This window comes from Brevundimonas sp. SS2672 (assembly GCF_059579685.1).
Genome location: NZ_CM184201.1, coordinates 1,752,875 through 1,777,394 on the forward strand (window position 1 = coordinate 1,752,875; position 24,520 = coordinate 1,777,394).

18 protein-coding genes and 2 pseudogenes are annotated in these 24,520 nt (G+C 68.2%); 13 read left to right on the plus strand and 7 right to left on the minus strand.

Translation table 11 applies throughout. The features are described 5' to 3' along the window. Positions 1-1,351, plus strand: a pseudogene (gene accC, locus AC52GN_RS08930) (acetyl-CoA carboxylase biotin carboxylase subunit). Positions 1,352-1,360: 9 nt separating this feature from the next. Next, positions 1,361-2,069: pseudogene (gene aat / locus AC52GN_RS08935) on the plus strand (leucyl/phenylalanyl-tRNA--protein transferase). Here the strand turns inward: aat and AC52GN_RS08940 are convergent. Both AC52GN_RS08940 and AC52GN_RS08945 read right to left on the minus strand, forming a co-directional pair. Then, positions 2,036-2,743, minus strand: a complete 708-nt coding sequence (locus AC52GN_RS08940) for a DUF2155 domain-containing protein (protein ID WP_291774348.1) — start codon at positions 2,741-2,743, stop codon at positions 2,036-2,038. The pseudogene aat and the gene AC52GN_RS08940 overlap by 34 nt on opposite strands. Next, positions 2,740-3,132 (minus strand): NADH:ubiquinone oxidoreductase subunit NDUFA12, encoded by a 393-nt coding sequence (locus AC52GN_RS08945; protein WP_291776067.1) that lies wholly within the window; start codon positions 3,130-3,132, stop codon positions 2,740-2,742. The genes AC52GN_RS08940 and AC52GN_RS08945 overlap by 4 nt, the downstream gene beginning before the upstream one ends. Before the next feature lie 219 nt (positions 3,133-3,351). Here AC52GN_RS08945 and AC52GN_RS08950 point away from each other — a divergent pair, with 219 nt between their 5' ends. The 3 genes from AC52GN_RS08950 to AC52GN_RS08960 all read left to right on the plus strand — a co-directional run bounded on the left by AC52GN_RS08950 (position 3,352) and on the right by AC52GN_RS08960 (position 7,498). After that, entirely contained in the window at positions 3,352-5,988 is a 2,637-nt protein-coding gene (locus AC52GN_RS08950; protein WP_496526812.1) for a TSCPD domain-containing protein, read from the plus strand. Between the two features lie 71 nt (positions 5,989-6,059). Continuing rightward, the gene (locus AC52GN_RS08955; RefSeq protein ID WP_291774343.1) at positions 6,060-6,554 is read left to right on the plus strand and encodes a pentapeptide repeat-containing protein; all 495 of its coding nucleotides are present in this window, start codon (positions 6,060-6,062) and stop codon (positions 6,552-6,554) included. Positions 6,555-6,619: 65 nt separating this feature from the next. Continuing rightward, positions 6,620-7,498 carry a pentapeptide repeat-containing protein gene (locus AC52GN_RS08960; protein ID WP_496526813.1) on the plus strand — a complete coding sequence of 293 codons (879 nt, stop codon included), beginning with the start codon at positions 6,620-6,622 and terminating at the stop codon, positions 7,496-7,498. 64 nt (positions 7,499-7,562) lie between these two features. Here AC52GN_RS08960 and aspS read toward each other — a convergent pair whose 3' ends face one another. Then, complete coding sequence (aspS, locus tag AC52GN_RS08965; RefSeq protein ID WP_496526814.1) at positions 7,563-9,395, minus strand: aspartate--tRNA ligase; 1,833 nt, start codon at positions 9,393-9,395, stop codon at positions 7,563-7,565. A 209-nt stretch (positions 9,396-9,604) separates the two neighbouring features. On the opposite strand from aspS, the gene AC52GN_RS08970 reads away from it, so the two are divergent. The 3 genes from AC52GN_RS08970 to AC52GN_RS08980 all read left to right on the plus strand — a co-directional run bounded on the left by AC52GN_RS08970 (position 9,605) and on the right by AC52GN_RS08980 (position 14,080). Further along, positions 9,605-10,267: a P-loop NTPase family protein gene (locus AC52GN_RS08970; protein WP_343829538.1), complete on the plus strand. Its 663-nt coding sequence runs from the start codon at positions 9,605-9,607 to the stop codon at positions 10,265-10,267. 91 nt (positions 10,268-10,358) lie between these two features. Continuing rightward, a complete protein-coding gene (locus AC52GN_RS08975) occupies positions 10,359-12,590 on the plus strand; it encodes an RNA degradosome polyphosphate kinase (protein ID WP_312220054.1) in 2,232 nt (743 codons plus the stop codon). Next, positions 12,590-14,080: a Ppx/GppA phosphatase family protein gene (locus AC52GN_RS08980; protein ID WP_291774328.1), complete on the plus strand. Its 1,491-nt coding sequence runs from the start codon at positions 12,590-12,592 to the stop codon at positions 14,078-14,080. Before AC52GN_RS08975 ends, AC52GN_RS08980 begins: the two co-directional genes overlap by 1 nt. Before the next feature lie 220 nt (positions 14,081-14,300). On the opposite strand, the gene rnd is transcribed toward AC52GN_RS08980, so the two are convergent. Next, positions 14,301-15,455 (minus strand): ribonuclease D, encoded by a 1,155-nt coding sequence (rnd, locus tag AC52GN_RS08985; RefSeq protein WP_496526815.1) that lies wholly within the window; start codon positions 15,453-15,455, stop codon positions 14,301-14,303. 81 nt (positions 15,456-15,536) lie between these two features. Between rnd and purM the strand changes: the two genes are divergently transcribed. Continuing rightward, the gene (gene purM / locus AC52GN_RS08990; RefSeq protein WP_496526816.1) at positions 15,537-16,586 is read left to right on the plus strand and encodes a phosphoribosylformylglycinamidine cyclo-ligase; all 1,050 of its coding nucleotides are present in this window, start codon (positions 15,537-15,539) and stop codon (positions 16,584-16,586) included. A gap of 202 nt (positions 16,587-16,788) precedes the next feature. Here purM and AC52GN_RS08995 read toward each other — a convergent pair whose 3' ends face one another. Next, positions 16,789-18,378: a S10 family peptidase gene (locus AC52GN_RS08995; protein ID WP_496526817.1), complete on the minus strand. Its 1,590-nt coding sequence runs from the start codon at positions 18,376-18,378 to the stop codon at positions 16,789-16,791. A gap of 201 nt (positions 18,379-18,579) precedes the next feature. Between AC52GN_RS08995 and purN the strand changes: the two genes are divergently transcribed. Then, complete coding sequence (gene purN, locus AC52GN_RS09000) at positions 18,580-19,164, plus strand: phosphoribosylglycinamide formyltransferase (protein WP_496526818.1); 585 nt, start codon at positions 18,580-18,582, stop codon at positions 19,162-19,164. A 116-nt stretch (positions 19,165-19,280) separates the two neighbouring features. Then, positions 19,281-21,338 (plus strand): M13 family metallopeptidase, encoded by a 2,058-nt coding sequence (locus AC52GN_RS09005; RefSeq protein WP_496526819.1) that lies wholly within the window; start codon positions 19,281-19,283, stop codon positions 21,336-21,338. A gap of 81 nt (positions 21,339-21,419) precedes the next feature. Here the strand turns inward: AC52GN_RS09005 and AC52GN_RS09010 are convergent, their stop codons facing one another. After that, positions 21,420-21,641 carry a YMGG-like glycine zipper-containing protein gene (locus AC52GN_RS09010; protein ID WP_496526820.1) on the minus strand — a complete coding sequence of 74 codons (222 nt, stop codon included), beginning with the start codon at positions 21,639-21,641 and terminating at the stop codon, positions 21,420-21,422. 208 nt (positions 21,642-21,849) lie between these two features. Next, the gene (ndk, locus tag AC52GN_RS09015; protein ID WP_024353012.1) at positions 21,850-22,269 is read right to left on the minus strand and encodes a nucleoside-diphosphate kinase; all 420 of its coding nucleotides are present in this window, start codon (positions 22,267-22,269) and stop codon (positions 21,850-21,852) included. 103 nt (positions 22,270-22,372) lie between these two features. Here ndk and AC52GN_RS09020 point away from each other — a divergent pair, with 103 nt between their 5' ends. Together AC52GN_RS09020 and AC52GN_RS09025 are read left to right on the plus strand one after the other, a co-directional pair. After that, positions 22,373-24,259, plus strand: coding sequence for an ABC-F family ATP-binding cassette domain-containing protein (locus tag AC52GN_RS09020; protein WP_496526821.1), 1,887 nt, complete (start codon positions 22,373-22,375; stop codon positions 24,257-24,259). Next, positions 24,259-24,504 carry a DUF2164 family protein gene (locus AC52GN_RS09025; protein WP_496528794.1) on the plus strand — a complete coding sequence of 82 codons (246 nt, stop codon included), beginning with the start codon at positions 24,259-24,261 and terminating at the stop codon, positions 24,502-24,504. Before AC52GN_RS09020 ends, AC52GN_RS09025 begins: the two co-directional genes overlap by 1 nt. Positions 24,505-24,520: the final 16 nt, after the last annotated feature.

Genomic DNA, 24,520 nt, shown 5'->3' on the forward strand with positions numbered 1-24,520 from the left:
ATGTTCACCAAGGTCCTGATCGCCAACCGAGGCGAGATCGCGCTGCGCATCCACCGGGCGTGCAAGGAGATGGGAATCTCCACCGTCGCCGTTCACTCCGAGGCCGACCGCGGCGCCATGTGGGTGCGTCTGGCCGATGAGAGCGTCTGCATCGGCCCGGCGCCGGCGGCCAAGTCCTATCTGAACATCCCCTCGATCATCGCGGCGGCGGAAATCACCGGCGCCCAGGCGATCCACCCCGGCTACGGCTTCCTGGCCGAAAACGCCCGCTTCGCCGAGATCATTGAAGCCCACGGCATGACCTTCATCGGTCCCAAGCCGGACCACATCCGCATCATGGGCGACAAGATCACCGCCAAACAGGCCGTGAAGGACGCGGGCATCCCCGTCGTCCCCGGCTCTGACGGCGAGGTCGAGACGGTCGAACAGGCGATCGAGGCGTCCAAGGCCATCGGCTTCCCCCTGATCGTCAAGGCGGCCGCCGGCGGCGGCGGGCGCGGCATGAAGGTGGCCCAGACGGCCGATGATCTGGTCGAGGCTGTGCAGACGGCTCAGGCCGAGGCGCTGGCCGCCTTCGGCAACGGCGCCGTCTATATGGAGCGCTATCTCCAGAAGCCGCGCCACATCGAGATTCAGGTCATCGCCGACAGCCACGGCAACGTCGTCCACCTGGGCGAACGCGACTGCTCGCTGCAGCGCCGTCACCAGAAGGTGCTGGAAGAGGCCCCCTCTCCCGCGCTTTCCGCTGAAGGCCGGGTCAAGATCGGCGAGACGGTCAACAAGGCCATCGCCGCCATCGGCTATCTGGGCGCCGGGACCATCGAGTTCCTGTGGGAGGACGGCGAGTTCTTCTTTATCGAGATGAACACCCGCCTGCAGGTCGAACACCCGGTCACCGAAATGATCACCGGCGTCGATCTGGTGCGCGAACAGATCCGGATCGCCGCGGGCCTGCCACTGTCGTTCACGCAGGAAGAGATCACCTTCGAGGGCCACGCCATCGAGGTGCGGATCAACGCCGAGAACCCGGACACCTTCACCCCGTCGCCGGGCACGATCACCGAGTTCCACGCGCCGGGCGGTCTGGGCGTGCGTCTGGATAGCGCCATCTTCGCGGGCTATTCGATCCCCCTATTACGACAGCTTGATCGGCAAGCTTATCGTCCACGGCCGCGACCGCGAGGAAGCGCTGGCGCGTCTCAAGCGCAGTCTAGGCGAGACGGTCATCAGCGGCGTCGACACCACCATCCCCCTGTTCCAGAAGCTGTTGCAGGAGCCGGACATCCTGTCGGGCGACTACGACATCCACTGGCTGGAGAAATGGGCGGCGGCGCAGAAAGCCAAGGCCTAAAGGCCCGCCTTGCCCAAGGCTCCCGACGAGCCCGGCTTCAGCGCGAGCGGCCCCTCTGACGTCTTCGGACCGGAGGCGCTGCTCGCCTGCTACGCGCGGGGCGTCTTCCCGATGGCCGAGGCGCACGACGATCCGCGCGTCTTTCTGGTCGAGCCGGACCAGCGGGGCGTCATACCGCTGGATCGCTTCCACATTCCGGCACGCCTGCGCCGCACCGTTCGGAGCGATCCGTTTCAAGTGCAAGTGAACACGGCCTTCGCGGCTGTGCTGGACGCCTGCGCCGCCTCCGCGCCGGGCCGCGAAGACACCTGGATCAACGCCCCGATTCTGCCGCCTCTACATCGAACTGCATCAACGCGGCTTCGCCCACAGCGTCGAGTGCTGGCGGGACGAGGCGCTGGTCGGCGGCCTCTATGGCGTCACCTTGGGCGGCGCCTTCTTCGGCGAGAGCATGTTCAGCCGGGCGACGGATGCGTCCAAGGTCGCCCTGGTCCACCTGGTCGCGCGACTGAAGACGGGAGGATGGCGACTGCTGGACGCCCAGTTCCTGACCGACCACCTCAGCCAGTTCGGCGCGGTCGAAACGCCCCAGGAGGCCTATCTGCGGATGCTGCCCTGGGCTCTGCAGGCAGAGCCGGACATGGACGCCTTCACAGCCCCAATGAGCGGAACCGAGGCTGTGGCTTACGCCTTACAGCCGACCACCCAGGCGTCATAGACGGGGTGCTGCATCCCGCTGACGCTCGGCGATGAAGCGAACATCCACCCCCTGAAAACCTGCCGCGCCTCGGTCGGCGCCGCCAGACCGCGCGGCTGAACCCCGACCTCCATATAGGCGATGGCGTCCTCGGTCATTTCGTCGGAAGCCGAGACCTCGCAGGCCCGAGCCTTGAAGATCAGGGTCTTGCCGAAACGCACCGGGCGGCCGCCCACCTCGACCTCGAACCGCATGGTCTCGGCCGTGGTCTTGTCCACCGCCTGGATGACAGCGATGCGGCGACGCTGGCGCACGCCAGGCGGCGTGGCGGGAGCCGCGGGCGCAGGCGCGACCTCTTCCTCCTCGACCACCAGTTCTTCTGGCACTTCTTCCTGAACGGCGACTTCCTGTCCCTGGATCGCCACGGTCGGGACGCCCGGCTGCGCGGGTGCGCCCGGCGCCGTCGGATTGGCGGCCGGAGCCTGACCGCCGTTCGCGGGCGGCGTCTGCGGCTGAGACGGCTGGGTCGGTTGCAGCGGCGTACGACTGGTGTCGCGCAGCAGGTCGCCGATGGGATCGGCCGGCGCAGGCGTCGCGTCCTGCGGCAGGTCCATCAGGACGCTGGCCACGCCCGCGCCCGAGATCGCCAGTCCCGCGACGACCACCCCGGCCAGCAGGACATGGCGAAAGGTCATTCCGGGCTCCAGGCCTGATAGTCGCCGGTGGCGGCGGGGCGTTGGCCCAGGGCGGCCAGCGAACCCTGCGGACGACGCGCCATCGGCGTGCCGGTCAGGTTCGGCAGATGATCCTTCTCCCACGCCTGACGGGGCAGCGGGCGCTCGGCCGGGCTCTCGTCATAGGTGTAGCGCAGCCAGCCCTGCCATTCCGGCGGCACCTTGGTCGCCTCGGCGTAGCCGTCATAGATGACCCAGCGGCGCTTGCGGCCGTCATAACTGACGGCGTCGCGGGATTCGTAATAGCGATTGCCGAACTCGTCCGTGCCGACCAGCTGGCCGCGTTTGCCAACGGTGAACAGGGTGCCGATCGTGGCGCCGTTCCACCAGGTGAAGATCTTGCTCAGCACGTCGTCGAACTCACTCGAATCCACCGCCCCGGGGAGGTCCGGCGGCGCAGGCCGATCATAGAAACCGCGACGCCCCGCGTCCAGCAGGGAGCGTGCCGGAAACGCCTCAACATCTTGTGGGCAACACCCCTTGCGGCCGCAACATCTATTGAAGGGCGTCGCTCGACCCCGTTAGGCTGTCCGCAGGACACGCTCCAGACCCAGCGTGGGAGACGCCCGATGCGCTTCAAGCCCCTGTTTGCTCCCCTGGCCGCCGACGTCGCCGTCGAGCCGCGCGAGATCGAGCGCGCCGACGCCGTCGAGATCGTCCTGGCCCCTTCCGCCTGGTCCGATGTCCAGGTCGAAGCCTGGCTGGACTGGACTGACGCACCCTCCGCTTCCCGTCCCGACCTTCCGCTGAACGGCGCCGTCCATGACTGGGCCGAGCGTCTCGCCCATGTCGGACGCGAAGGCGGCGTCTTCGCCAACGCCGCCGAAGGTCGCCGATTCGAGGCGGAGCTGACCGGCGCGGTCCTGCTGGGCCTGACCGCCCTCAGCGATGCGGCCGCCCGCGTCTCCGACGCCCTGCGTCTGGACCTGTCCGAGCCCGAGGCCGAGCGCCGACTGGCGCAGCAGGCCGCCGTCTGGCGCCGCGAACGGCTGTCCGCTCAGGCCGCCGAGGCCCTGGCCCAGGCGCTGGCGAACGTGGCCGACGCCGTGGCGCGGTGCGAGGGCGATGCGGCCGCCTGCGCCGATCCCGCCTCCAACCCCGCCCTGACCCGCGCCGCCCATGTCGCGCGACAGTGCGGCGCCACCGATGCGGACATCCTGCGCGCCATCAAGGGCGAGGGCCTTTCGGCAGGCGCTGCGCCGCCGGCCGATGCCGCACAGGCGCCGCTGATCGTACTGGCCCAGCCCGATACGGCCGCCGTCGGCGGACCGCTGGCCCTCGCCGTCGCCGAGGCGGCGCTGGAAGGCCCCGTCGTCGCCGTTTTCACGCCCGCCGATGCGGACGCGGCCGCCGATGCCACGCTGGCCGCCCGCGCGACGCTCAGCCTGCCCGCTCTGGCCGCCGCCTTCGGAGACGACTTCGAGGAGGCGCTGGCCGCCCTGACCGCATTGCTGGTGACGGCGCTGGACCTGACGCTGGATATCTCGAGCGATGATCGGCGCGCCGCCGCACGCCCCATCGCACTGGGTCTGGGCGGTCTGGCCGACTGGGCCGTGGCGCAGGACGCCGCCGCGCCCGCCGCCTCAGCCTCGGTTCTGGCCGCCAAGCTCGCACGCTGGGCCAACGCCGCCTCCGCCGATCTGGCCGCGCGCCTCGGCCCCTGCGCCGAGTGGGAGACGGTGAAGGACGAAACCCTGGCCGCCCTGACCGAACGCGCCGAGCCGGTCGAGGCCCTGCGGGCCCACGGTCGTCGTCACGCGATGATCAGCCTGTTCGCCGACGACGCCGAACTGTCCCTGCGCCTCGGCGTCTCGCCCTTCGCGGCGACGGACGTCTGGCAGACGGCGGACGGCGAGGTCGAGCGTCGCCTGCGTCCGGCGTTGGCCGTCGCCCTGACCCGCGCGGGCGCCGACGTTGAAGCCGCCGAGCGCCATCTGTTCGGGCGCCGCACCCTGGCCGAGGCGCCCGGCGTCAGCCACGCCCGCCTGCGCGATCTGGGCTTCACCGATCTCGAGCTTGAGGGGATCGAGCGCGCCCTGGCCTCGGTCGAGGATTTCGCCGACGCCTTCGCGCCGCCTGTGCTGGACGAGGGCTTCATCGGCGACGTACTGGGCCTGACCTTGGCGCCGGGCGAAGCCCTGCTGCCGCGCCTGGGCTTTGACGAGGCGGCGATCCAGGCGGCGGCGGACCATGTTTTCGGCCGTCCCGACCTGTCCGACTGGGACACGGCGCCCGAGGCGCTTCGGTCGCTGCTGTCCCGATCCGGCGAGGCGCTGGAGGCTGACCTGCGCCGCGCCGTCGAACCCTTCAGCGACGCCCCCGACCTGGCCCCCGTTACGCTGGACTGGCGCGCCGATCGGCTGGACCTGGCCCGCGCTCTGGCCGACGCCGCTCTCGACGGCCGCCGCGCCGCCGTGCTGCGCCGGGCCGAGGCCCCTGGCGATTTTCGCCTGCGCCTGCCTGAGGTCGAGGCGCCGCGCCGCGCTGAGTCTGCGCCCGCCCTTGAGGCCGCGCCCCGCACCGTCGAGCGCGTGGTGGAGAAGGTAATCGAGCGCGACCGTACCCGCCGCCGCCTGCCCGACCGCCGCAAGGGCTATATCCAGAAGGCGTCGGTCGGCGGCCACAAGGTCTATATCCACACCGGCGAATACGAAGACGGCGAACTGGGCGAGATCTTCATCGACATGCACAAGGAAGGCGCCGCCTTCCGCTCGATGATGAACAACTTCGCCATCGCCATCTCCATAGGCCTGCAGTACGGCGTGCCGCTGGACGAGTTCGTCGACGCCTTCGTCTTCACCCGGTTCGAGCCTTCGGGGCGGGTCACGGGCAATGACTCCATTCGCTCGGCGACCTCCATCCTCGACTATGTGTTCCGCGAACTGGGCGTCTCCTATCTGGACCGACGCGAGCTGGCCCAGGTCACGCCCGAGGCCGCCAATCTGGACGGCATGGACGGGGCTCCCGCCGACGCGCCCCAGCCCGTGCCCGCCGCCCGTTTCATCTCCAAGGGCTTCGCTCGAGGCGCGGCGCCCGACAATCTGATCGTCGCCCCCTTCGGCCGGAAGGAGCCCTCGCCGCGCACCACGCCCCAGGTCCAGGCGCAGGCCGGCCCCTGCCCCGAGTGCGGCGACCTGATGCTGACGGACAGGAACGGGACGCCCGTCTGCGGCGCCTGCGGCGCGGCGCCCAAGGTTCAGGGCTGAATCGGGACAGCCTGTCCCGAAACGGCGGCCCGCTTCTTGCTGCGACAGGCGCAAAGCCTGGAGCCATTCGCATGATCCGTCCCGCAATCGCCCTTCTCGCCGCCGTCGGCCTGACGCTGACGGCCCTGCCCGCCTCGGCGCAGAACGCCTCGCAGATCAGTCAGGTGCGTCGCGGCGCCTCCTGCCCCGGCTGCAATCTGTTCCAGGGCGACTTCTCGGGCCTGGAGCGCGGCGGGCTGAACCTGTCGGGCGCCCGCATCCGCCAGGCGGACATCAGCCTGTCGGTGATGAACCGCACCAATTTCCGCCGCGCCGACCTGCGCGACGTCGAGGCCTACGGCGCCGTCCTGTCCAGCTCCAACTTCAGCGGGGCGGACATGACCAACGCCAGCTTCGTCGGGACCTATCTGGAAGGCGCCGCCTTCGCCGGAGCCAAGCTGAACGGGACGAACCTGTCGGGCGCGCAGCTGTCGCGCGCCACTGGACTGACCCAATCCCAGCTCAATCAGGCCTGCGGCGACGAGAACACGGTTCTGCCTTCAGGCCTGCGCATTCCCGCCTGTTGAGCGTCGCCTTCGTTACCGCGATTTAAGTAGGGTTTTTACGGACTAAGGCGCATTCAAAGGGGGTGATGAAACGTTCGATTTCACCCCTGCGCCGTATGGCCCTCGCCGCCTCAGCCCTAGCGGGACTGACGACGGCCGCCCCTGCTCTGGCCGGCGTGACGGACATGACCTGGACCCAGGACCGCGACGTCGCGCGTATGGTGTCGCTGGGCGGCAGCTGCACCCGCTGCGAACTGTCCGGCCGTGATCTGTCCGGCGCGACCCTGACCGGCGCCAACTTCACCTACGCCACCCTGGTCGGCGCCAATCTGCGCGGCGCCGAACTGGTCGGCTCGAACTTCACGGGGGCGGACTTCAGCCGCGCCGACATGCGCGGCATCGAGATGGTCGGCTCGATGTTCACCAACGCCAAGATGACCGGCGCCCAGCTGATGGGCGCCGAGGCAACGGGCGCCGTCCTGATCCGCGTCGACCTGAGCGGCGCCAATCTGAGCGGGGCCGAGCTTCAGGGCGTGAACATGAACAGCGCCATCCTGACCCGCGCGCGGTTGAACGACGCCGAGATCTTCGGCGCCACCCTGGCCAACGTCGACGCCCGCGGCGCCGACTTCACCAGCGCCGACATCAAGGCGTCCAATCTCTCCGGCGGGAATTTCGACGGGGCCACGTTCCGCGACGCCGATCTGGACGGCGCGCGCCTGTCCGGCGGCAGCTTCAACCGGGCGGATTTTCGCGACGCCTCCATGCGCCGCACCGACATTCGCGGTCTGGATCTGTCGCGGGCGCGCGGCCTGACCGCCGATCAGGTCGAGGAGGCCTGCGGCGACGCCGCAACCCGCCTGCCCGGCGGGCTGACGGCCCGCAACTGTCGCAGCGGCGTCCGCGTCATCCGCACGCCCCCAGCGCCGCCTGCGCCCCCGGTTCCGCCGCGCCCGCGCAACTGAAGCTCAGAAACAAGAAAGGGAGGGGTCGTCCCCTCCCTTTCTCAATTCGGCGCTGTGGCCGTGGTCAGACCTTGATCGGCAGCTGGGTGCGGATCGACAGCTCCTTCAGCTGACGCTCCTCGACCTCGGCCGGGGCGCTCATCAGCAGGTCCTGGCCCTGCTGGTTCAGCGGGAAGGCGATGACCTCGCGGATGGCCTGTTCGCCCGCCAGCAGCATGACGATGCGGTCGATGCCCGGCGCCAGACCGCCGTGCGGCGGCGCGCCGTAACGGAAGGCGTTCAGCATGCCGCCGAACTGCTCTTCGACCACCGAGGCGTCATAGCCGGCGATCTCGAAAGCTTTCAGCATGATCTCGGCCCTGTGGTTCCGGATCGCGCCCGAGCACAGCTCATAGCCGTTGCAGACGATGTCGTACTGATAGGCGCGGATGGTCAGCGGGTCCTGCGTCTCCAGCGCCTCCATGCCGCCCTGCGGCATCGAGAAGGGGTTGTGGCTGAAGTCGACCTTCTTCTCTTCTTCCGACCATTCGAACATGGGGAAGTCGACGATCCAGCAGAACTTGAACTGGTCCTCGTCAACCAGCTTCAGCTCCGTGCCGACGCGGGTGCGGGCCAGACCCGCGAACTTGGCGAAGACGCCCGGCTGACCGGCGACGAAGAAGGCCGCGTCGCCCTTGCCCAGATCCAGAGAAGCCATCAGAGTCTCGGTCGGCTCCTGACCCAAGTTCTTGGCGATCGGGCCGCCCCACGACTGCTGGTCGTCCGACCAGAAGATGTAGCCCAGGCCCGGCTGGCCCTCGCCCTGCGCCCAGGAGTTCATGCGGTCGCAGAAGGCGCGCGAGCCGCCCGTCGGCGCCGGGATGGCCCAGACGGCGTTCTTCTCGTCGGCGCCCAGAATCTTGGCGAACAGGCCGAAACCGCCCTCGCGGAAGTGGTCCGACACGTCCTGCATCTTGATCGGGTTGCGCAGGTCCGGCTTGTCCGAACCGTACCACTTCATCGACTGCTCGAACGTCAGACGCTCGAAGCCCTTGTGCTCCATCGTCTGACCGAAGTCGTTGGTGAAGACGTGCGTCCCGTCGATCGGCGACACCGGCTTGCCCTCGCCGAACTCGGTGAACAGGCCGTGCATCAGCGGCTCGATCGCCTGGAAGACGTCTTCCTGCGTGACGAAGCTCATTTCCACGTCGAGCTGGTAGAACTCCAGCGAACGGTCGGCGCGCAGGTCTTCGTCGCGGAAGCAGGGCGCGATCTGGAAATAGCGGTCGAAGCCCGAGACCATCAGCAGCTGCTTGAACTGCTGCGGCGCCTGCGGCAGGGCGTAGAACTTGCCCGGATGCATCCGGCTCGGCACCAGGAAGTCGCGCGCGCCTTCCGGCGACGAGGCCGTCAGGATCGGCGTCTGATACTCAAGGAAGCCCTGGGCGACCATGCGGGTGCGGATCGACTGGATCACGCGCGAACGCAGGACGATATTCTTGTGCAGACGCTCACGACGCAGGTCGAGGAAGCGGTTGCTCAGGCGAATCTCTTCCGGGTACTCCTGCTCGCCGAAGACGGGCATCGGCAGTTCGGCGGCTTCCGACAGGACTTCCACCGACAGGACGCGCACCTCTACCTCGCCGGTCGGCAGGTTGGCGTTGACGGTCGAGCCTTCGCGCAGGACCACCTCGCCGTCGATCTTGATGACGCTCTCGGCGCGCAGACGCTCGACCACGTCGAAGCCCGGCGTTTCGGGGTGCAGGACCAGCTGGGTCAGGCCGTAGTGGTCGCGCAGGTCGACGAACAGCAGGCCGCCGTGGTCGCGCTTGCGGTGAATCCAGCCCGACAGACGAACATTCGCGCCGGCATCCGTCGAACGGAGGGCGCCGCAGGTGTGGGTGCGATAGGCGTGCATGATCGGATTTCGTCTGAAAACGGCTGTCGAACAGCGTGAATTAGGAGCGGGGAAAGGCCCATCATCGCCCCCGAAAGTCAAGGCTGACGCCTGATCGCGCGGATGAAACGCCCGCGATACGCCATCCACAGCGGCGCGCAGGTTGTCCCCGTGATCCCGCCCTATCAACAGAGACGCCCGCGTCCCCGCCCGGCTAGGGTCCAGTCATCATGAACGCCTCGGCCGCCGAAATACGTCAACTGCGCCTGCCGCTGCAGCAGGAGACGCCGCAGCGCGCCTCGGACCTGGCGATCTCGGAAGCCAACGCCGCGGGGGTGGCCGCCCTGGCCGCCTGGCCCGAAGCGCCCGGCGCCGTCCTGGCCCTGTTCGGCCCGGCCGGTTGCGGCAAGAGCCACCTGGCCGCCGCCTGGGTCGAGCGCACCGGCGCCATCGCCCTGCACGGCGCCGAGGCGGCCCTGATCGACCCGCTGGAGCTGGAGGGCCGCCCCGTCCTGCTGGACCGGGCCCAGGACGCCGACGACGAGAGCCTGTTCCACCTGATCAACCTGACCCAGTCGGGCGGCGGCGCCCTGCTGCTGGTGTCCCGCGATCCGCCGGCTTCTTGGGCCTCCGACCTGCCGGACCTGCGCTCGCGCCTGAACGCCATCCGCACCGTGGGGATAGAGGCGCCCGACGACGTGGTCTTCGCCGCCATGCTGCGCCGCGCCTTCGCCAGCCGGAACATCACCCCGGCCGACGAACTGATCGACTATCTGGTCCGCCGCATCGACCGCTCGGCCGAAGCCGCCGAGGCCGTGGTCGACCGCCTGGACGCCCTGCACCGCCCCGTGACGCGCGTGCTGGCGCGGCAAGTGCTGGACGGGGAACCCTGACCACCCGCTCATCCCCGCGGAGTAGTTAAGTCCCGCCTGCCGCGACACAATCGCGGTTGCAGCCGTCACAGGCGCGCGCGACAACGGAATCATGACCGATATCGCGCCCATCGCCGTCGACACCACCGGCGAGGAAGTCCCCTCCTCTCGCGCCCCGCAGCTGGAGCTGTCGGAGGCGCTGATGGCCTCGCCCGAGCGGTTCATCAACCGCGAGCTGTCGTGGCTGGCCTTCAACGGTCGCGTGCTGGAAGAGGCGGCGAACGAGGGCCACCCCCTGCTGGAGCGGGTGCGTTTCCTGTCCATCTCGGCCAACAACCTGGACGAGTTCTTCATGACCCGCGTGGCCGGCCTGAAGGGCCAGGTGCGCGAGCGCGTCCGCGTCGTCTCGCCCGACGGCCTGACCCCGGCCGAGCAACTGGAACAGGTCAATGCGGCGGCGGGCGGCCTGATGGCCGAACAGCAGCGTCAGTGGCGCGTCCTGCGCAAGGAGATGGCCGCCGCCGGCATCGAGATCGTCGAGCGCGTCCGCATCACCAAGACCGAGCGCGAGCGGCTGGAGCCTGAGTTCCTGAACCAGTTGTTCGCCGTCTTGACGCCGATGGCCATCGACCCGGCGCATCCCTTCCCCTTCCTGCCCAACCTCGGCTTCTCGCTGGCGCTGAAGCTGCGGCGCAACAGCGACAACCGCGTCCTCTACGCCCTGGTGCCGGTGCCGACGCAGGTGCGGCGCTTCTGGGCGCTGGCGACGGACGGACGTTCGACGCCGGGGCGCACGCGCTATGTCTCGCTCGAAAACCTGCTGCTGCTGTTCATCGACCACATGTTTCCGGGCTGCGAGATCCTGGAAAAGGGTCTGTTTCGCCTGATCCGCGATTCCGACATCGAGATCGAGGAAGAGGCCGAAGACCTGGTCATGGAGTTCGAGGAGGCGCTGAAGCAGCGTCGCATGGGCTCGGTCGTGCGCATCAAGATCCAGGCGGACATGCCCGACGACCTGCGCGACTTCATCATCGCCCAGCTTCACGCCCAGCCGCAGGACGTGGTGCTGGTCGACGGGATGCTGGGGCTGGCGCAACTTTCCGAACTGATCCCCGGCGGCCACCCCGACCTGAAGTTCAAGGGCTATGAACCGCGCTACCCCGAGCGGGTGCGCGACAACGGCGGCGACATATTCGCGGCCGTGCGCGAAAAGGACATGCTGATCCACCACCCGTTCGAGAGTTTCGACGTGGTGGTGCAGTTCCTGCGTCAGGCGGCGCGCGACCCCAACGTCATCGCCATCAAGCAGACCCTGTACCGCACGTCCAAGGACAGCCCCATCGTCGCCGCCCTGATCGAGGCGGCCGAGAACGGCAAGAACGTCACCGCCCTGGTGGAGCTGAAGGCGCGCTTCGACGAGGAGGCCAACCTGCGCTGGGCGCGCCAGATGGAGCGGGCGGGCGTCCACGTCGTCTTCGGCTTCGTCGAGTACAAGACCCACGCCAAGATGAGCGTCGTCGTCCGGCGCGAGGGCGACAGCCTTCGCACCTACTGCCACTTCGGCACCGGCAACTATCATCCGGTCACGGCCAAGATCTACACGGACCTGAGCCTGTTCACCTGCGACCCGGCGCTGGGCCGGGATGCGACCCGGGTGTTCAACTACATCACCGGCTATGCGGCGCCCGACGAACTGGAGGCCTTGGTCGTCTCGCCGCTGAACATGAAGACCAGCCTGATCGAGATGATCGGCAAGGAGATGTCGGCCGCCGCCAAGGGCAAGCCCGCCGCCATCTGGGCCAAGATGAACGCCCTGGTCGATCCGGAGATCATCGACGCCCTCTATCGCGCCAGCCAATGGGGCGTGCGCATCGAACTGGTCATCCGGGGTATCTGCTGCCTGCGCCCCGGCGTGCCGGGCCTGTCGGAGAACATCCGGGTCAAGTCGATCGTCGGCCGCTTCCTGGAGCACAGCCGCATCGTCGCCTTCGCCAACGGCCACGACCTGCCCAGCAACCGGGCGCGGGTCTACATCTCCTCGGCCGACTGGATGCCGCGCAACCTGGACCGCCGGGTCGAGGTGATGACGCCGATCCTGAACGCCACCGTCCACGATCAGGTGCTGGACCAGATCATGGTCGCCAATCTGAAGGACGACGCCCAGAGCTGGGTCCTGGCCTCCGACGGCTCCTACCGCCGTGTGATGCCCAGCGGCTCCGAACGGCCCTTCTCGGCGCACAAGTATTTCATGACCAACCCCAGCCTGTCGGGGCGCGGCCGCAAGGTGAAGACCCTGCCCGGAGCCTTGTCCTACCCTGGCCTCAAGCCGCGGAAGCGCCGCTGATGAGCCCCGAGCGCGAATACGAGTCGAAACAGATCGCCGTCATCGATATCGGCTCCAACTCGGTGCGCCTGGTGCTGTATCGGCTCGAAGGCCGGGCGGTCTGGACCATGTTCAACGAAAAGGTGCTGGCGGGTCTGGGGCGTGACCTGGCCGCCACCCGGCGCCTGTCCGAACCGGGCGTAGTCATGGCCATGACAGCCCTGCGCCGCTTCGCCGCCGTGATCGAGGGCGTCCAGCCGGACCAGGTGCTGGTCGCCGCCACAGCCGCCGTGCGCGAGGCCGAGGACGGCCCCCTGTTCTGCGAGCGCGTGGCCGCCGAGACGGGCCTGCGCATCCGCGTGCTCAGCGGCGAGGAGGAGGCGAAATATTCGGCGCTGGGCGTGCTGGCGGGCGATCCCGGCGCGCGCGGCGTGGCCGCCGACATGGGCGGCGCCAGTCTGGAGCTGACCCGGATCGGCGACGGGCCCCGCGGCAAGGGCGTGACCCTGGCGCTCGGCCCCTTCGCCCTGCTGGACGCCAAGGGCTTCGACGCGGATCGCCTGCGCGCCCGCATCGCCAAGCGGCTGGGGCCGGTCGAGGACGCCTATGCGACCTCGACGCTCTACGCCGTCGGCGGCGCCTGGCGCAGCCTGGCCCAGATGCACATGGCGATGGCCGATCATCCGATCCGCATCGTCCATCAGTACGCCATGAGCGCCGCCGACGCCCGCGACATGGCCCGTCTGATCGCGCGCCAGTCACGCGTCTCCCTGGAGAAGCTGCCGGGCGTATCCAAGCGCCGGGCCGAGACTCTGCCCTACGCCGCCCTGGTGCTGGAGGGGCTGATCGATCGCCTGGAGCTGAGCTCAGTCGTCTTCTCGGCCTGGGGCGTGCGCGAGGGGCTGCTGTATCATGGCATGGAGCCCGCCATGCGGGCGGTCGATCCCCTGCTGGCCGGCTGTTCGGCCTGGGGCGGCCGACAAGGGGTGGACCCGGCCCTGCCCCGCGCCCTGGACGGCTGGCTGCAGTCGGTCGCCTCCGCCCTGCCGGAAGTGTTCGGCGAGGAACGCGACGCCCTGCTGACATCCTCGGTCTGCCGGCTGGCGGACCTGGGGGCGCGGCTGCATCCGGACCACCGCATCAACCTGGTGTTCGATCAGGTGCTGTGGTCGCCCATTCCGGGCCAGACCCACGCCGAACGCGCCTTCATGGCCGTGGCGATGAACGCCCGCTATGGCGGCGAGGCGCGCACGCCCGCGCCGGATACGGTCAACCGCCTGCTTTCGGACAAGGGCCAGAAGCGCGCCCGCGCCCTTGGCCTGGCCATGCGGCTGGCCTGTGACCTGTCAGGCCGCTCGCCGCAGTTGCTGGCCAACGCCACGGCCACGGTCGAGAAGGGCGCGCTGCGCGTCACGGCCGCCAACGGCTACGCCGACATGCTGCTCGGCGAACAGACCAAACGCCGCGCCAAGGCGCTGGCCGAGGCGATGGACCTGGCGCTGAAAATCTAAAACCCTCTCCCGGCGGGAGAGGGCTTGAGGCTCGGAGAGCCGAAGGCGATCCGCCAGCCGAAAGGGTGAGGGTTCACGGGTGAAGTCGGCCGTAGGCCGTAGCTGACCATTGATGCGACGGCTCACGCCGACGGACAGGACAAGCCCCTCACCCTTTCGCGCAGGAACGATCGCTGCGCTCTCGTGCGCTCAAGCCCTCTCCCGCCGGGAGAGGGTTTGGTTATCCCTCGATCTCGACCACTTCGACGCGGGCGCCGTTCAGGACCAGGGCGATCTCGCCCTTCTTGAGCTTCAGCGCGTCCTCGCCGAACAGCTGGCGGCGCCAGCCCTTCATGGCTTCAACGTCGGCGTTGTCGTTCAGGGCGATCTTCTCCAGGTCGGAGACAGTGGCGATCAGCTTGGCCGCCACGCCCGCGTTGTCGCTCTTGGCCTTCAGCAGCACCTTCAACAGCTCGACCACCGAGGGCGGCGCCGGCTGGTTGTGCGACGGCCGCTCCAGCTTGGGCGCATGGGCTTCCGGGTCGGCCAGGACGCGCTTCAGCTCGGCCGCCAGCTCCAGCCCCAGACGCGAACCGCCAAAGCCCTTCGGCACCGAACGCAGGCGGTTGAAGGCGTCCGGGTCGGTCGGCGCCTGGACGGCGATCTCGTCGATGGCCTCGTCCTTCAGGATGCGGCCGCGCGGCTGGTCGCGTTCCTGGGCCGCGCGCTCGCGCCAGACGGCGACAGCGACGAAGGCGGCCAGATATTTGGCGTTGAACTTCTTGGGCTTCAGCCGCTTCCAGGCGTTCTCGGGCGAGGTGTCGTAGAGCGCCGGATCTGTGACCGCGCCCATTTCCGACATGACCCAGTCCAGACGGCCTTCCTTCTGGAGCCGGTCGCGCAGCTTGGGATACAGCGCCGACAGATGCGTCACGTCGCCCAGTGCATAGGTCAACTGCGCCTCCGACAGCGGGCGACGCGCCCAGTCGGTGAAGCGGCTGCCCTTGTCCAGCTCCTGACGCAGCATCTGACGGACCAGGGCCTCATAGCTGACCTGATCGCCGAAACCGGCGGCCATGGCGGCGACCTGGGTGTCGAACAGCGGGCGCGGCATGGCGCCCAGCTTGTTGAAGATCTCCACGTCCTGTCGGGCGGCGTGGAACACCTTCAGAATCGATTCGTCCCGCAGGATGTCGAGGAACGGCTCCAGATCCAGATCCTCGGCCATCGGGTCGATGATGGCGGCGTCCGTAGGCGAGGCCGCCGCCTGAATCAGGCACAGCCTGGGCCAGTAGGTGGTTTCCCGCATGAATTCCGTATCGACGGTGATGAACGGGGCCTTGGCCAAACGCTCGCAGAAGGCGATCAGCGCGTCATTGGTGGTGATTGGCGTCATTCCGATGCTATAGCCCCGCGCGACGCCGTCGTGGCAAGAGCGCCGCGACAAATTTTCGCCCCCGATTTCGAGCCGTGACCGATGAGCGACACCCCTGAGGCCCAAAAAGACGGACTGAAGAATGGCCTGACCTACGCCGACGCAGGCGTGGATATCGACGCCGGAGAACAGCTGGTCGACGCGATCAAGCCCCTGGCCAAGTCCACGCGCCGCCCCGGCGCCGAGGCTTCGCTGGGCGGTTTCGGAGCCCTGTTCGACCTGAAGGCCGCCGGTTTTGAAGATCCGCTGGTCGTCACCACCACCGACGGCGTCGGCACCAAGCTGAAGATCGCCATCGAGACCGGCCGTCACGACGGCGTTGGCGTCGATCTGGTCGCCATGTGCGTCAACGACCTGCTGGCCCAGGGCGCCGAGCCGCTGATGTTCCTGGACTACTACGCCACGGGCAAGCTGGACGTGGACGCCGCGCGCCGCGTCGTCGCGGGCATCGCCGAGGGCTGCCGCCAGTCGGGCAGCGCCCTGGTCGGCGGCGAGACGGCCGAAATGCCGGGCATGTATTCGGGCGGCGACTATGATCTGGCCGGCTTCTCGGTCGGCGCGGTCGAGCGCGGCAAGGTCCTGCCTTATCTGGACCAGCAGAAGCCGGGCGACGTCATCATCGGCCTGGCTTCGTCGGGTCCGCACTCGAACGGCTATTCCCTAATCCGCAAGGTGGTCGAGAAGTCCGGCCTGGCCTGGGGCGACGACGCCCCCTTCGCCAAGGACCAGACCCTGGCCCAGGCTCTGATGGAGCCGACCCGCATCTATGTGAAGCCGGTCCTGCCGCTGATGAAGGCCGACCTGATCAAGGGCGCGGCCCACATCACGGGCGGCGGCCTGATCGAGAACCCGCCGCGCTGCATCGCCGAGGGCCTTGAGGCCAGCTTCGACTGGGACGCCTGGCCCATGCCCGACGTCTTCCAGTGGCTGGCCGAGACGGGCGGGATTTCCGACCACGAGATGCGCCGCACCTTCAACTGCGGCGTGGGCTTCATCCTGATCGTCGCGCCCGAGAACGTCGAGCCGGTGCTGGCCGCCCTGCTGAACGCGGGCGAGACGGCCTTCGTCTGCGGACAACTGCAAGCGGCGTAGCTTCCACGCCTCCCCTCCTCCGTCATCCTCGGGCTTGACCCGAGGATCGAGGGCGGCGGCGCGCTCTCCCTGCCAACCTCGCGCAGGCAGACAACCCGATCCTCGGGTCAAGCCCGAGGATGACGGCGAAAAACATAGCTTCGACGAAAAAAGGCCCCGGTCGCGTGACCGGGGCCTTCTTCAGTTCAGACGGTCGCCGGGATCAGCGCAGGCCGCCGTTCTCCGTCTCATTGTAGAACTTCGACAGATCGACGTGCAATTGCTCCAGCGCCGGGCGGGCCGTGTACATCATGTGTCCGCCTTCATAGTAGGTGAACTCCAGATTCCCGCGCAGGTGGGGCTCCAGCATCATCTGGGCCAGGTCGTATTCAGTGCTGAAGAAGGGCGTGGCGGCGTCGTAATAACCGTTCAGCGCCAGCACCTTCAGGTGCGGATTGCGACGAATGGCGGTGGCCAGGTCGACCGCCGTGTTCGGCGTCGTCTGCGGGCCGCCGACCGGCGGGCGGTGGTTCCAGTCCCAGTTGAAGCCCGGCAGGCCCCGCGCCGACTGGCGATAGTCCATCTCCGTCCGATAGTTCAGCGTCGTGGCGATGTAGTCGCGGAAGATGCTGAAATAGGCGCCGGTGATGGCGCTGCTCGAGGGATCTTCCTCGGGCGAACCGCCCACGGCGTTGGCGTCAATGCCCAGATAACGGGTGTCCAGGCGTCCGATCGTCTGACGACGGTCGCGCAGCAGCTCCTTGCGGAACGGGCTGAGCTCAAGGCGCAGATTGGCCTGATCCAGAACCTCAGGCGAGATGCCGATCAGGGCGCTCATCTGCTGGGCGATCTGGGCGCGCTCGGCGTCCGAGATCAGGTGCCCCTTCGACAGGGCCGCCGCATAGGGGCCGATGGCGAATTCACGGGCGCGCTGGACGTGCTCTTCCAGGCTGGGCTTGTTCGGGATCTTGTTGTGATACCAGGCCGTCGCCGCATAGGTCGGCAGCAGGGTGACGAAGTTCTGCGGATAGCCCGGCTGGCGCACGCCGTAGTTCATGATCGAGGACAGCAGGACCACGCCGTTCAGCGACATGCCGCGATCTTCCAGCTGATGCACCAGGGCGCCGGCGCGCAGGGTGCCGTAGCTTTCGCCCAGCACGTATTTCGGGCTGGACCAGCGGTCGAACTTGGTCGTGTAGCGCATGATGGCGCGGGCGAAGGTGTCCGCATCCTGGTCCACGCCCCAGAAGGCCGAGCCCGGCGTCTCGCCCAGCGGGCGCGAATAGCCGGCGCCGACCATGTCGATGAAGACCAGATCGGTCTTGTCCAGCAGGGTCATGTCGTTGGGCGCCAGGTTGAACGGCCCCGGACGCTCGACCACCGGGGCGTCGGTCTGGACCCGCATCGGGCCGAAGGCGCCCATGTGCAGCCACACCGTCGGCGAACCAGGCCCGCCGTTGAACATATAGGTGATCGGGCGACGACCGACCGGCTGGCCGTCCAGCGTATAGGCCACATAGAAGAGGCTGGCCGTCGGCATCCCCGCGTCGTTGCGGACCGTCAGGGTGCCCGCCGTCGCCTTGTAGCGCAGGGTGCGGCCATGGGCGTTGATCGAGTGGCTGGTGGTGACTTCCGATTCATCGGCGACAGCGCGGGCCCAGTTCTTCTCGATCTGCTCGGCGTTGGCGTTACGCAGGCGATCGGCGGCCGAGCGGACCGGCCCCGAACCGCTGGACGCGGCCTCCTGAGCCATGGAAACGGCCGGCGCGGCCAACACAGCCGCGGCGCAGGCGGCGGTCAACAGACGACGCATTCAGGTACTCCCCTTGGATGCCGGACTCTCCGGCGCATCGACGCTAACGCCGCCGTTTCCGAAGAAGCAACGGAGTTTGCGACAGTTCAGCGACAATCGTTCGGCGGCGACGCGCCCCTCCCCTTCGCCACGCCCTCCCCCTTGCTAAGTCGCTTTCGGGGCCGCATGGCAGTCGCGCCTTCTTTCACGCGTGAGCCGCCCATGTCCGTCGCCAAAACCCGCGTCGCCGTCCTGATCTCGGGAACCGGATCGAACATGGCCAGCCTGATCGCGGCCGGCCAGACCGCGGACGCGCCGTATGAGGTCGTGGCCGTCATCTCCAATATCGCAGGCGCGGGCGGTCTGGCGAAGGCCGTGGCGGCGGGCGTCGAGGCGCTGACCGTCGAACACAAGCCCTTCGGCAAGGACCGCGAGGCGCACGAGCGCGCCATCGACGACCTGCTGGCCGAACGCGGCGTCCAGGTCGTGGCCCTGGCCGGATACATGCGTCTGCTGACCCCGTGGCTGGTTGGGAAATGGGCCGGCCGGATGCTGAACATCCACCCGTCGCTGCTGCCGCTCTATCCGGGGCTGAACACCCACGCCCGCGCCATCGAGGCCGGCGACCTTGAGGCGGGCTGCACCGTCCACATCGTCACCGAGGGCGTCGACGAAGGCCCTGTCCTGGGCCAGGCGCGCGTGCCGATCCAGCCCGGCGACACGCCGGACATCCTGGCCGAACGGGTCAAGACGGCGGAGCACGGCCTTTATCCCCAGGCGCTGGCCGATTTCGTCCGCCGCGCGTAATCCTTAACGATTTTTAATGCGACAGGCCGTCGCAGGCGGGCGCAGTTTGCCGGCAAGCACGAATGCGCCGTCTCACTGACGCAATCGCGCACGTCTGCACCACTGGGAAAGACCCGATGATGAAAACTCGCCTGATGGGCGCCGCCGCCATGGCCGTCGCCCTCGCCTTCTCGGCCCAACCGACCCTCGCGCAACACGCCCACGCTTCGGCGGCCGCCTCGACCACGCCCGAGATCAAGCCCTGGGGTTTTGATCTGGACGGCCGCGACCTGACGGTGAATCCGGGCGACGACTTCAACGCCTACGCCAACGGCATCTATCTGAAGAAAACCGAGATTCCGGCCGACAAGGCCCGCTTCGGCCCGTTCGACGTCCTGTATGAGAATTCGCAGGCCCAGTTGCGCGCCATCATCGAGGCCAGCGCCGCCAACCCGACCAACGCCAACGCCCAGAAGGTCGGCGCCCTGTACGCCAGCTTCATGGACGAGGCCCGCGTCAACCAGTTGGGCGCCCAGCCCCTGGCCGCCGACCTGGCCGCCATCCGCGCCGTGGCGAACCACAGCGACATGGCCCGCCTGATGGGCGCCAGCCATGAAGGCTTCGGCGGCTCCCTGTTCGGCCTGGCGGTGTTCGAGGACCTGCAGGATCCCAACGTCAACTCGGCCTATCTGGGCCAGGGCGGTCTGGGCCTGCCGGACCGCGACTATTATCTGAAGCCCGACTTCGCCACGCAGCGCGAAGCCTATGTCGCCTATGTCGCGCGCGCCCTGACCGCCGCCGGGTGGAGCAACCCGACCCAGGCCGCCGCCGACATCCTAGCCTTCGAGACCAAGGTGGCTGAGAAGCACTGGACCACGGTCGAGCGTCGCCAGATCGACAAGATCTACAACCCGACCCCGGCGGCGCAGCTGTCGACCTTTGCGCCGGGCTTCGACTGGGCCGCCTTCCTGCAAGCCTCCAAGGTCGAGAGCGTGCCGACGCTGGTGCTGATGGAGAACACCGCCATCCCCGGCATCGCCCAGGTGTTCGCCGACACCCCGATCGAGACCCTGAAAGCCTGGCAGGCCTTCCAGACCGTCGATCAGGCCAGCCCCTATCTGTCCGACGCCTTCGTCGACTCGCGCTTCGAGTTCCGCGGCAAGACCCTGCGCGGCCAGCCCGAGAACCGTCCGCGCTGGAACCGCGGCGTGGTCCTGGTCGACGGCCAGCTGGGCGAGGTGCTGGGTCAGGAGTACGTCCGCCTGCACTTCCCCGCCTCGTCCAAGACGCAGATGGAGCAGTTGGTCGCCAACCTCAGCGCCGCCATGACCGAGCGCCTGAAGGCTCTGGACTGGATGAGCGAGGCCACGCGCGAGCAGGCCCTGCTGAAGATGTCCAAGTTCGGGGTGAAGATCGGCTATCCCGAGAAGTGGCGCGACTATGACGGGCTGGAGCTGAAGGCCGACGACCTCTACGGCAACGTCGAGCGCGCTGCGGCCTTCGACTGGGCCTGGAACCGCGGCAAGATCGGCCAGCCGGTCGATCCGCTGGAGTGGGGGATGACGCCTCAGACGGTGAACGCCTACTACAACCCGCCGCGCAACGAGATCGTCTTCCCGGCCGCCATCCTGCAGGCGCCCTTCTTCGACCCGAACGCCGATCCGGCGGTCAACTACGGCGGCATCGGCGCCGTGATCGGCCACGAGATCACCCACGGCTTCGACGACCAGGGCCGCAAGACCGACGCCAACGGCGTACTGCGCGACTGGTGGACGCCCGAAGACGCCGCCCGCTTCGAGGAGCGCGCCAAGACCCTGGGCGCCATCTACGCCGCCGAGGAGCCGGTGCCGGGGATGCACATCAACGGCGACCTGACCATGGGCGAGAACATCGCCGATCTGGGCGGTCTGCTAATGGCGCTGGACGCCTATAAGCGCAGCTTGAACGGCCAGCCGGCCCCGGTCATCGACGGCCTGACGGGCGAGCAACGCGTCTTCCTGGGCTGGGCCCAGGTGTGGCGCGAAAAGTCGCGTGACGAAGCTCTGAAAGAGCAGCTGACCACTGACCCGCACTCGCCCGGCATGGCGCGCGCCGCCACCCCGCCGCGCAACATCGACGCCTGGTACGCCGCCTTCGGCGTCACCCCGGATCAGGCGGAATATATCGCCCCTGAGAAGCGCGCCCGCATCTGGTAAGCGGCGCGTCCGGCGACTGACAAAAGGAAAGGGCGTCGGCTTCGCGGCCGACGCCCTTTTTTATACCGTGCGGCGAAAGCCTTACTCGTGCGGCTTCTTCGGCGTAGTGGCCGCGCCCGCGACGGCGCCGATGGCCGCGCCGGCGACGGTCGCCCCAGTGTTGCCGCCGATCGCCTGACCGGCGACCGCGCCGCCCAGGGCGCCCGTGGCGGCGCGTTGTTCCGTGGTCGTGCCGCAGGCGGCCAGCAGGGCCGTCAGACCGAGCACCGGGGCAAGCTTCAGCATCATCTTCATGGCGGTCATCCTTGTTCTTCTTCGAGAGACAGCGTGACCATGAAAACGAAACGGCCCGCCCCCGGTTCCGAGGGCGGGCCGAATTGTCACACAGCTTGACCACAGACGATCAAGCCGCGTCGGGTCGAAAAGGCGAAGCCTTTTGACCGCGGCTCAGAAAAACAGGCCGCGTCGGGTCGGGAGGTCCCGAAGGGCCGACGAGCGCGGCCCTTCAAGATCAGCCGACGATGTCAGCGTCGGTGAAGAACTGCTCGATCTCGATCTTGGCGTTGTCCAGTGAGTCCGAACCGTGGACCGAGTTCTCGCCGATCGACAGGGCGAACAGCTTGCGGATGGTGCCTTCGGCGGCGTCGTTCGGGTTGGTGGCGCCCATGACTTCGCGGTACTTGGCGACAGCGTTGTCGCCTTCCAGCACCTGGACGACGACCGGCTCGGCGATCATCTGCGAGACCAGTTCGCCGTAGAAGGGACGCTCGGCGTGCACTTCGTAGAACTTCTTGGCCTGGGCTTCGGTCAGCTTGACGCGGCGTTGGCCGACGATGCGCAGGCCGGCGCCTTCGATGACGGCGTTGATGGCGCCCGTCAGGTTGCGGCGGGTGGCGTCCGGCTTGATGATCGAGAACGTGCGTTCGGTCATGGGAGTGACTTCTTGTTTGGGAGTTTGAGGGTCGGCGGCTTATAGCGAGCGCCGCACATCTTTCCAATATCCCCGCGCGTAAGCCTTTTTCTTTCCGGTTCCCATGCTGCAGATCAAAAACCTGACCTACAACGCCTGGGGCCGCGAGTTCCTGGACGACGCCTCCGTCAGCCTGCCGCCGGGGTCCAAGGTCGGCCTGGTCGGCCGCAACGGCATCGGCAAGTCGACCCTGTTCAAGCTGATCCTGGGCGAACTAGCCGCCAATGGCGACGAAATCTCCCTGCCCAAGACCGCCCGCATCGGCTCGGTCGATCAGGAACACCCCGCCACGCCGGTCAGCGTTCTGGACACCATTCTCGAAGCCGACGTCGAGCGCCACGACCTGCTGACCCGGCTGGAAACCGCCGAACCGGAAGAGATGGGCGAGATCTGGGGTCGTCTGATCGAGATCGACGCCGACAGCGCCCCCGCCCGCGCGTCTGAAATCCTGGCGGGTCTAGGCTTCAGTCATGACGACATCCTGCGCCCGATGGCCGAGTTCTCGGGCGGCTGGCGGATGCGCGTCGCCCTGGCCGCCGCCCTGTTCGCCGAGCCGGACATGCTGCTGCTGGACGAACCGACCAACTACCTCGACCTGGAAGGCGCCCTGTGGCTGGAGCAGCGGCTGAAGCGCTATCCGCACACGGCTCTGATCATCAGCCACGACCGCGAACTGCTGAACGGCGTCTGCACCCACATCCTGCAGCTGTCGAACCGCAAGCTGGACCTCTACACCGGCAACTACGACACCTTCGAAAAGACGCGGGCCGAAAAACTGCGCCTGATGGCGTCGACCCAGGCCAAGCAGGACGCCGAGCGCGCCCACCTGCAGAAGTTCATCGACCGCTTCAAGGCCAAGGCGTCGAAGGCCACGCAGGCCCAGTCGCGCGTCAAGCGGCTGGAGAAGATGCAGCGCATCGAACTGCCGCCGGAAGAGCGCGTCGCCCCCTTCACCCTGCCCTCGCCCGAACGCCCCCTGCCCCCGCCGCTGATCCGGCTGGAGAAGGCCAACGTCGGCTATGAACCGGGCAAGCCGATCCTGAAGAACCTGAATCTGCGGATGGACCTGGACGACCGCATCGGCCTGCTGGGCGTCAACGGGGCGGGCAAGTCGACCTTCGCCAAGCTGATCGCCAAGGCGCTGACCATCGAGACGGGCGAGTTCCATCGCGACGGCAAGATGCGCGTGGGCTGGTTTCACCAGCACCAGATCGAGGCGATGGACCCGACCGACACGCCGCTGGAGATCATCCGCCGCGCCATGCCGGACGCCTCGGAATCCAGCCGCCGCAGCCGCCTGGCCCAGTTCGGCCTGCCGTTCGAGAAGCAGGAAACCACCGTCGGCGCCCTGTCAGGCGGCGAGCGGGCGCGCCTGCTGCTGAACCTGGTGGCGATGGACGCGCCGCACATCCTGATCCTGGACGAACCGACCAACCACCTGGATATCGACAGCCGCCGCGCCCTGCTGGACGCGCTGAATGAATATACGGGCGCGGTCATCCTGATCACCCACGACCGCTCGCTGATGGAGCTGGTGGCCGACCGCCTGTGGCTGGCCGCCGATGGGTCGGTGAAGCCGTTCGAGGGCGACATGGACGACTATCAGAAGTTCGTCCTCGACCGCGCCAAACAGGCGGGCATGAAGCCCAGCCAGGTCAGGCATGAGGAGGTCGCCGCCGAGGCCCCCGCGCCCGCCGCCGCGCCCAAGGCCGAGAAGAAGAAAGGCCCCTCGCCCTCGACCCTGCGCCATGCGGTGAAGAAGGCCGAGGACCGAATGGCTCAGCTGACCGCCGATCTGGCGCGCCTAGACGACGACCTGGCCAACGCCGCCGTCAATGATCCCAAGAAGCTGGAAGGCCTGACCCGTGCCCGCGCCAAGGCCCAGACCGACCTGGATCAGGCCGAGGCCGACTGGATCGCCGCCGAAGAAGCCCTGGCGGAGGTGGCGTGATGGTCAAGGCCCCGCCACCCCTGCTGTCCAAGGACGAGATGCAGGAGGCGGCCGCCCGCCTGCAGGCCTATCTGCGCGACGAGATGGAGGTCGAGGTCGGCCGCCTCCCCGCGGAGATGCTGGTCGAGTTCATCGGCCGGGACATCGGCCGCCTGTTCTATAACCGCGGCCTGCGCGATGCCGAAACCGTGGTGCGCCAGAAGGTAGAGGACGTCGCCGACGCCCTCTACGGCCTGGAGCGATAGGTTCCGCCGGGACGAG

Bases quoted from the DNA above. Each gene is read 5' to 3' on its own strand.
- AC52GN_RS08980 (WP_291774328.1), top strand. From the start codon at position 12,590: ATGAGCCCCGAGCGCGAATACGAGTCGAAACAGATCGCCGTCATCGAT.
- AC52GN_RS08955 (WP_291774343.1), top strand. From the start codon at position 6,060: ATGATCCGTCCCGCAATCGCCCTTCTCGCCGCCGTCGGCCTGACGCTG.
- AC52GN_RS09010 (WP_496526820.1), bottom strand. From the start codon at position 21,641: ATGACCGCCATGAAGATGATGCTGAAGCTTGCCCCGGTGCTCGGTCTG.
- AC52GN_RS08970 (WP_343829538.1), top strand. From the start codon at position 9,605: ATGAACGCCTCGGCCGCCGAAATACGTCAACTGCGCCTGCCGCTGCAG.
- purN (WP_496526818.1), top strand. From the start codon at position 18,580: ATGTCCGTCGCCAAAACCCGCGTCGCCGTCCTGATCTCGGGAACCGGA.
- AC52GN_RS08950 (WP_496526812.1), top strand. From the start codon at position 3,352: ATGCGCTTCAAGCCCCTGTTTGCTCCCCTGGCCGCCGACGTCGCCGTC.
- purM (WP_496526816.1), top strand. From the start codon at position 15,537: ATGAGCGACACCCCTGAGGCCCAAAAAGACGGACTGAAGAATGGCCTG.
- ndk (WP_024353012.1), bottom strand. From the start codon at position 22,269: ATGACCGAACGCACGTTCTCGATCATCAAGCCGGACGCCACCCGCCGC.
- AC52GN_RS09025 (WP_496528794.1), top strand. From the start codon at position 24,259: ATGGTCAAGGCCCCGCCACCCCTGCTGTCCAAGGACGAGATGCAGGAG.
- aspS (WP_496526814.1), bottom strand. From the start codon at position 9,395: ATGCACGCCTATCGCACCCACACCTGCGGCGCCCTCCGTTCGACGGAT.
- AC52GN_RS09020 (WP_496526821.1), top strand. From the start codon at position 22,373: ATGCTGCAGATCAAAAACCTGACCTACAACGCCTGGGGCCGCGAGTTC.
- AC52GN_RS09005 (WP_496526819.1), top strand. From the start codon at position 19,281: ATGATGAAAACTCGCCTGATGGGCGCCGCCGCCATGGCCGTCGCCCTC.
- AC52GN_RS08975 (WP_312220054.1), top strand. From the start codon at position 10,359: ATGACCGATATCGCGCCCATCGCCGTCGACACCACCGGCGAGGAAGTC.
- AC52GN_RS08995 (WP_496526817.1), bottom strand. From the start codon at position 18,378: ATGCGTCGTCTGTTGACCGCCGCCTGCGCCGCGGCTGTGTTGGCCGCG.
- AC52GN_RS08940 (WP_291774348.1), bottom strand. From the start codon at position 2,743: ATGACCTTTCGCCATGTCCTGCTGGCCGGGGTGGTCGTCGCGGGACTG.
- AC52GN_RS08960 (WP_496526813.1), top strand. From the start codon at position 6,620: ATGAAACGTTCGATTTCACCCCTGCGCCGTATGGCCCTCGCCGCCTCA.
- rnd (WP_496526815.1), bottom strand. From the start codon at position 15,455: ATGACGCCAATCACCACCAATGACGCGCTGATCGCCTTCTGCGAGCGT.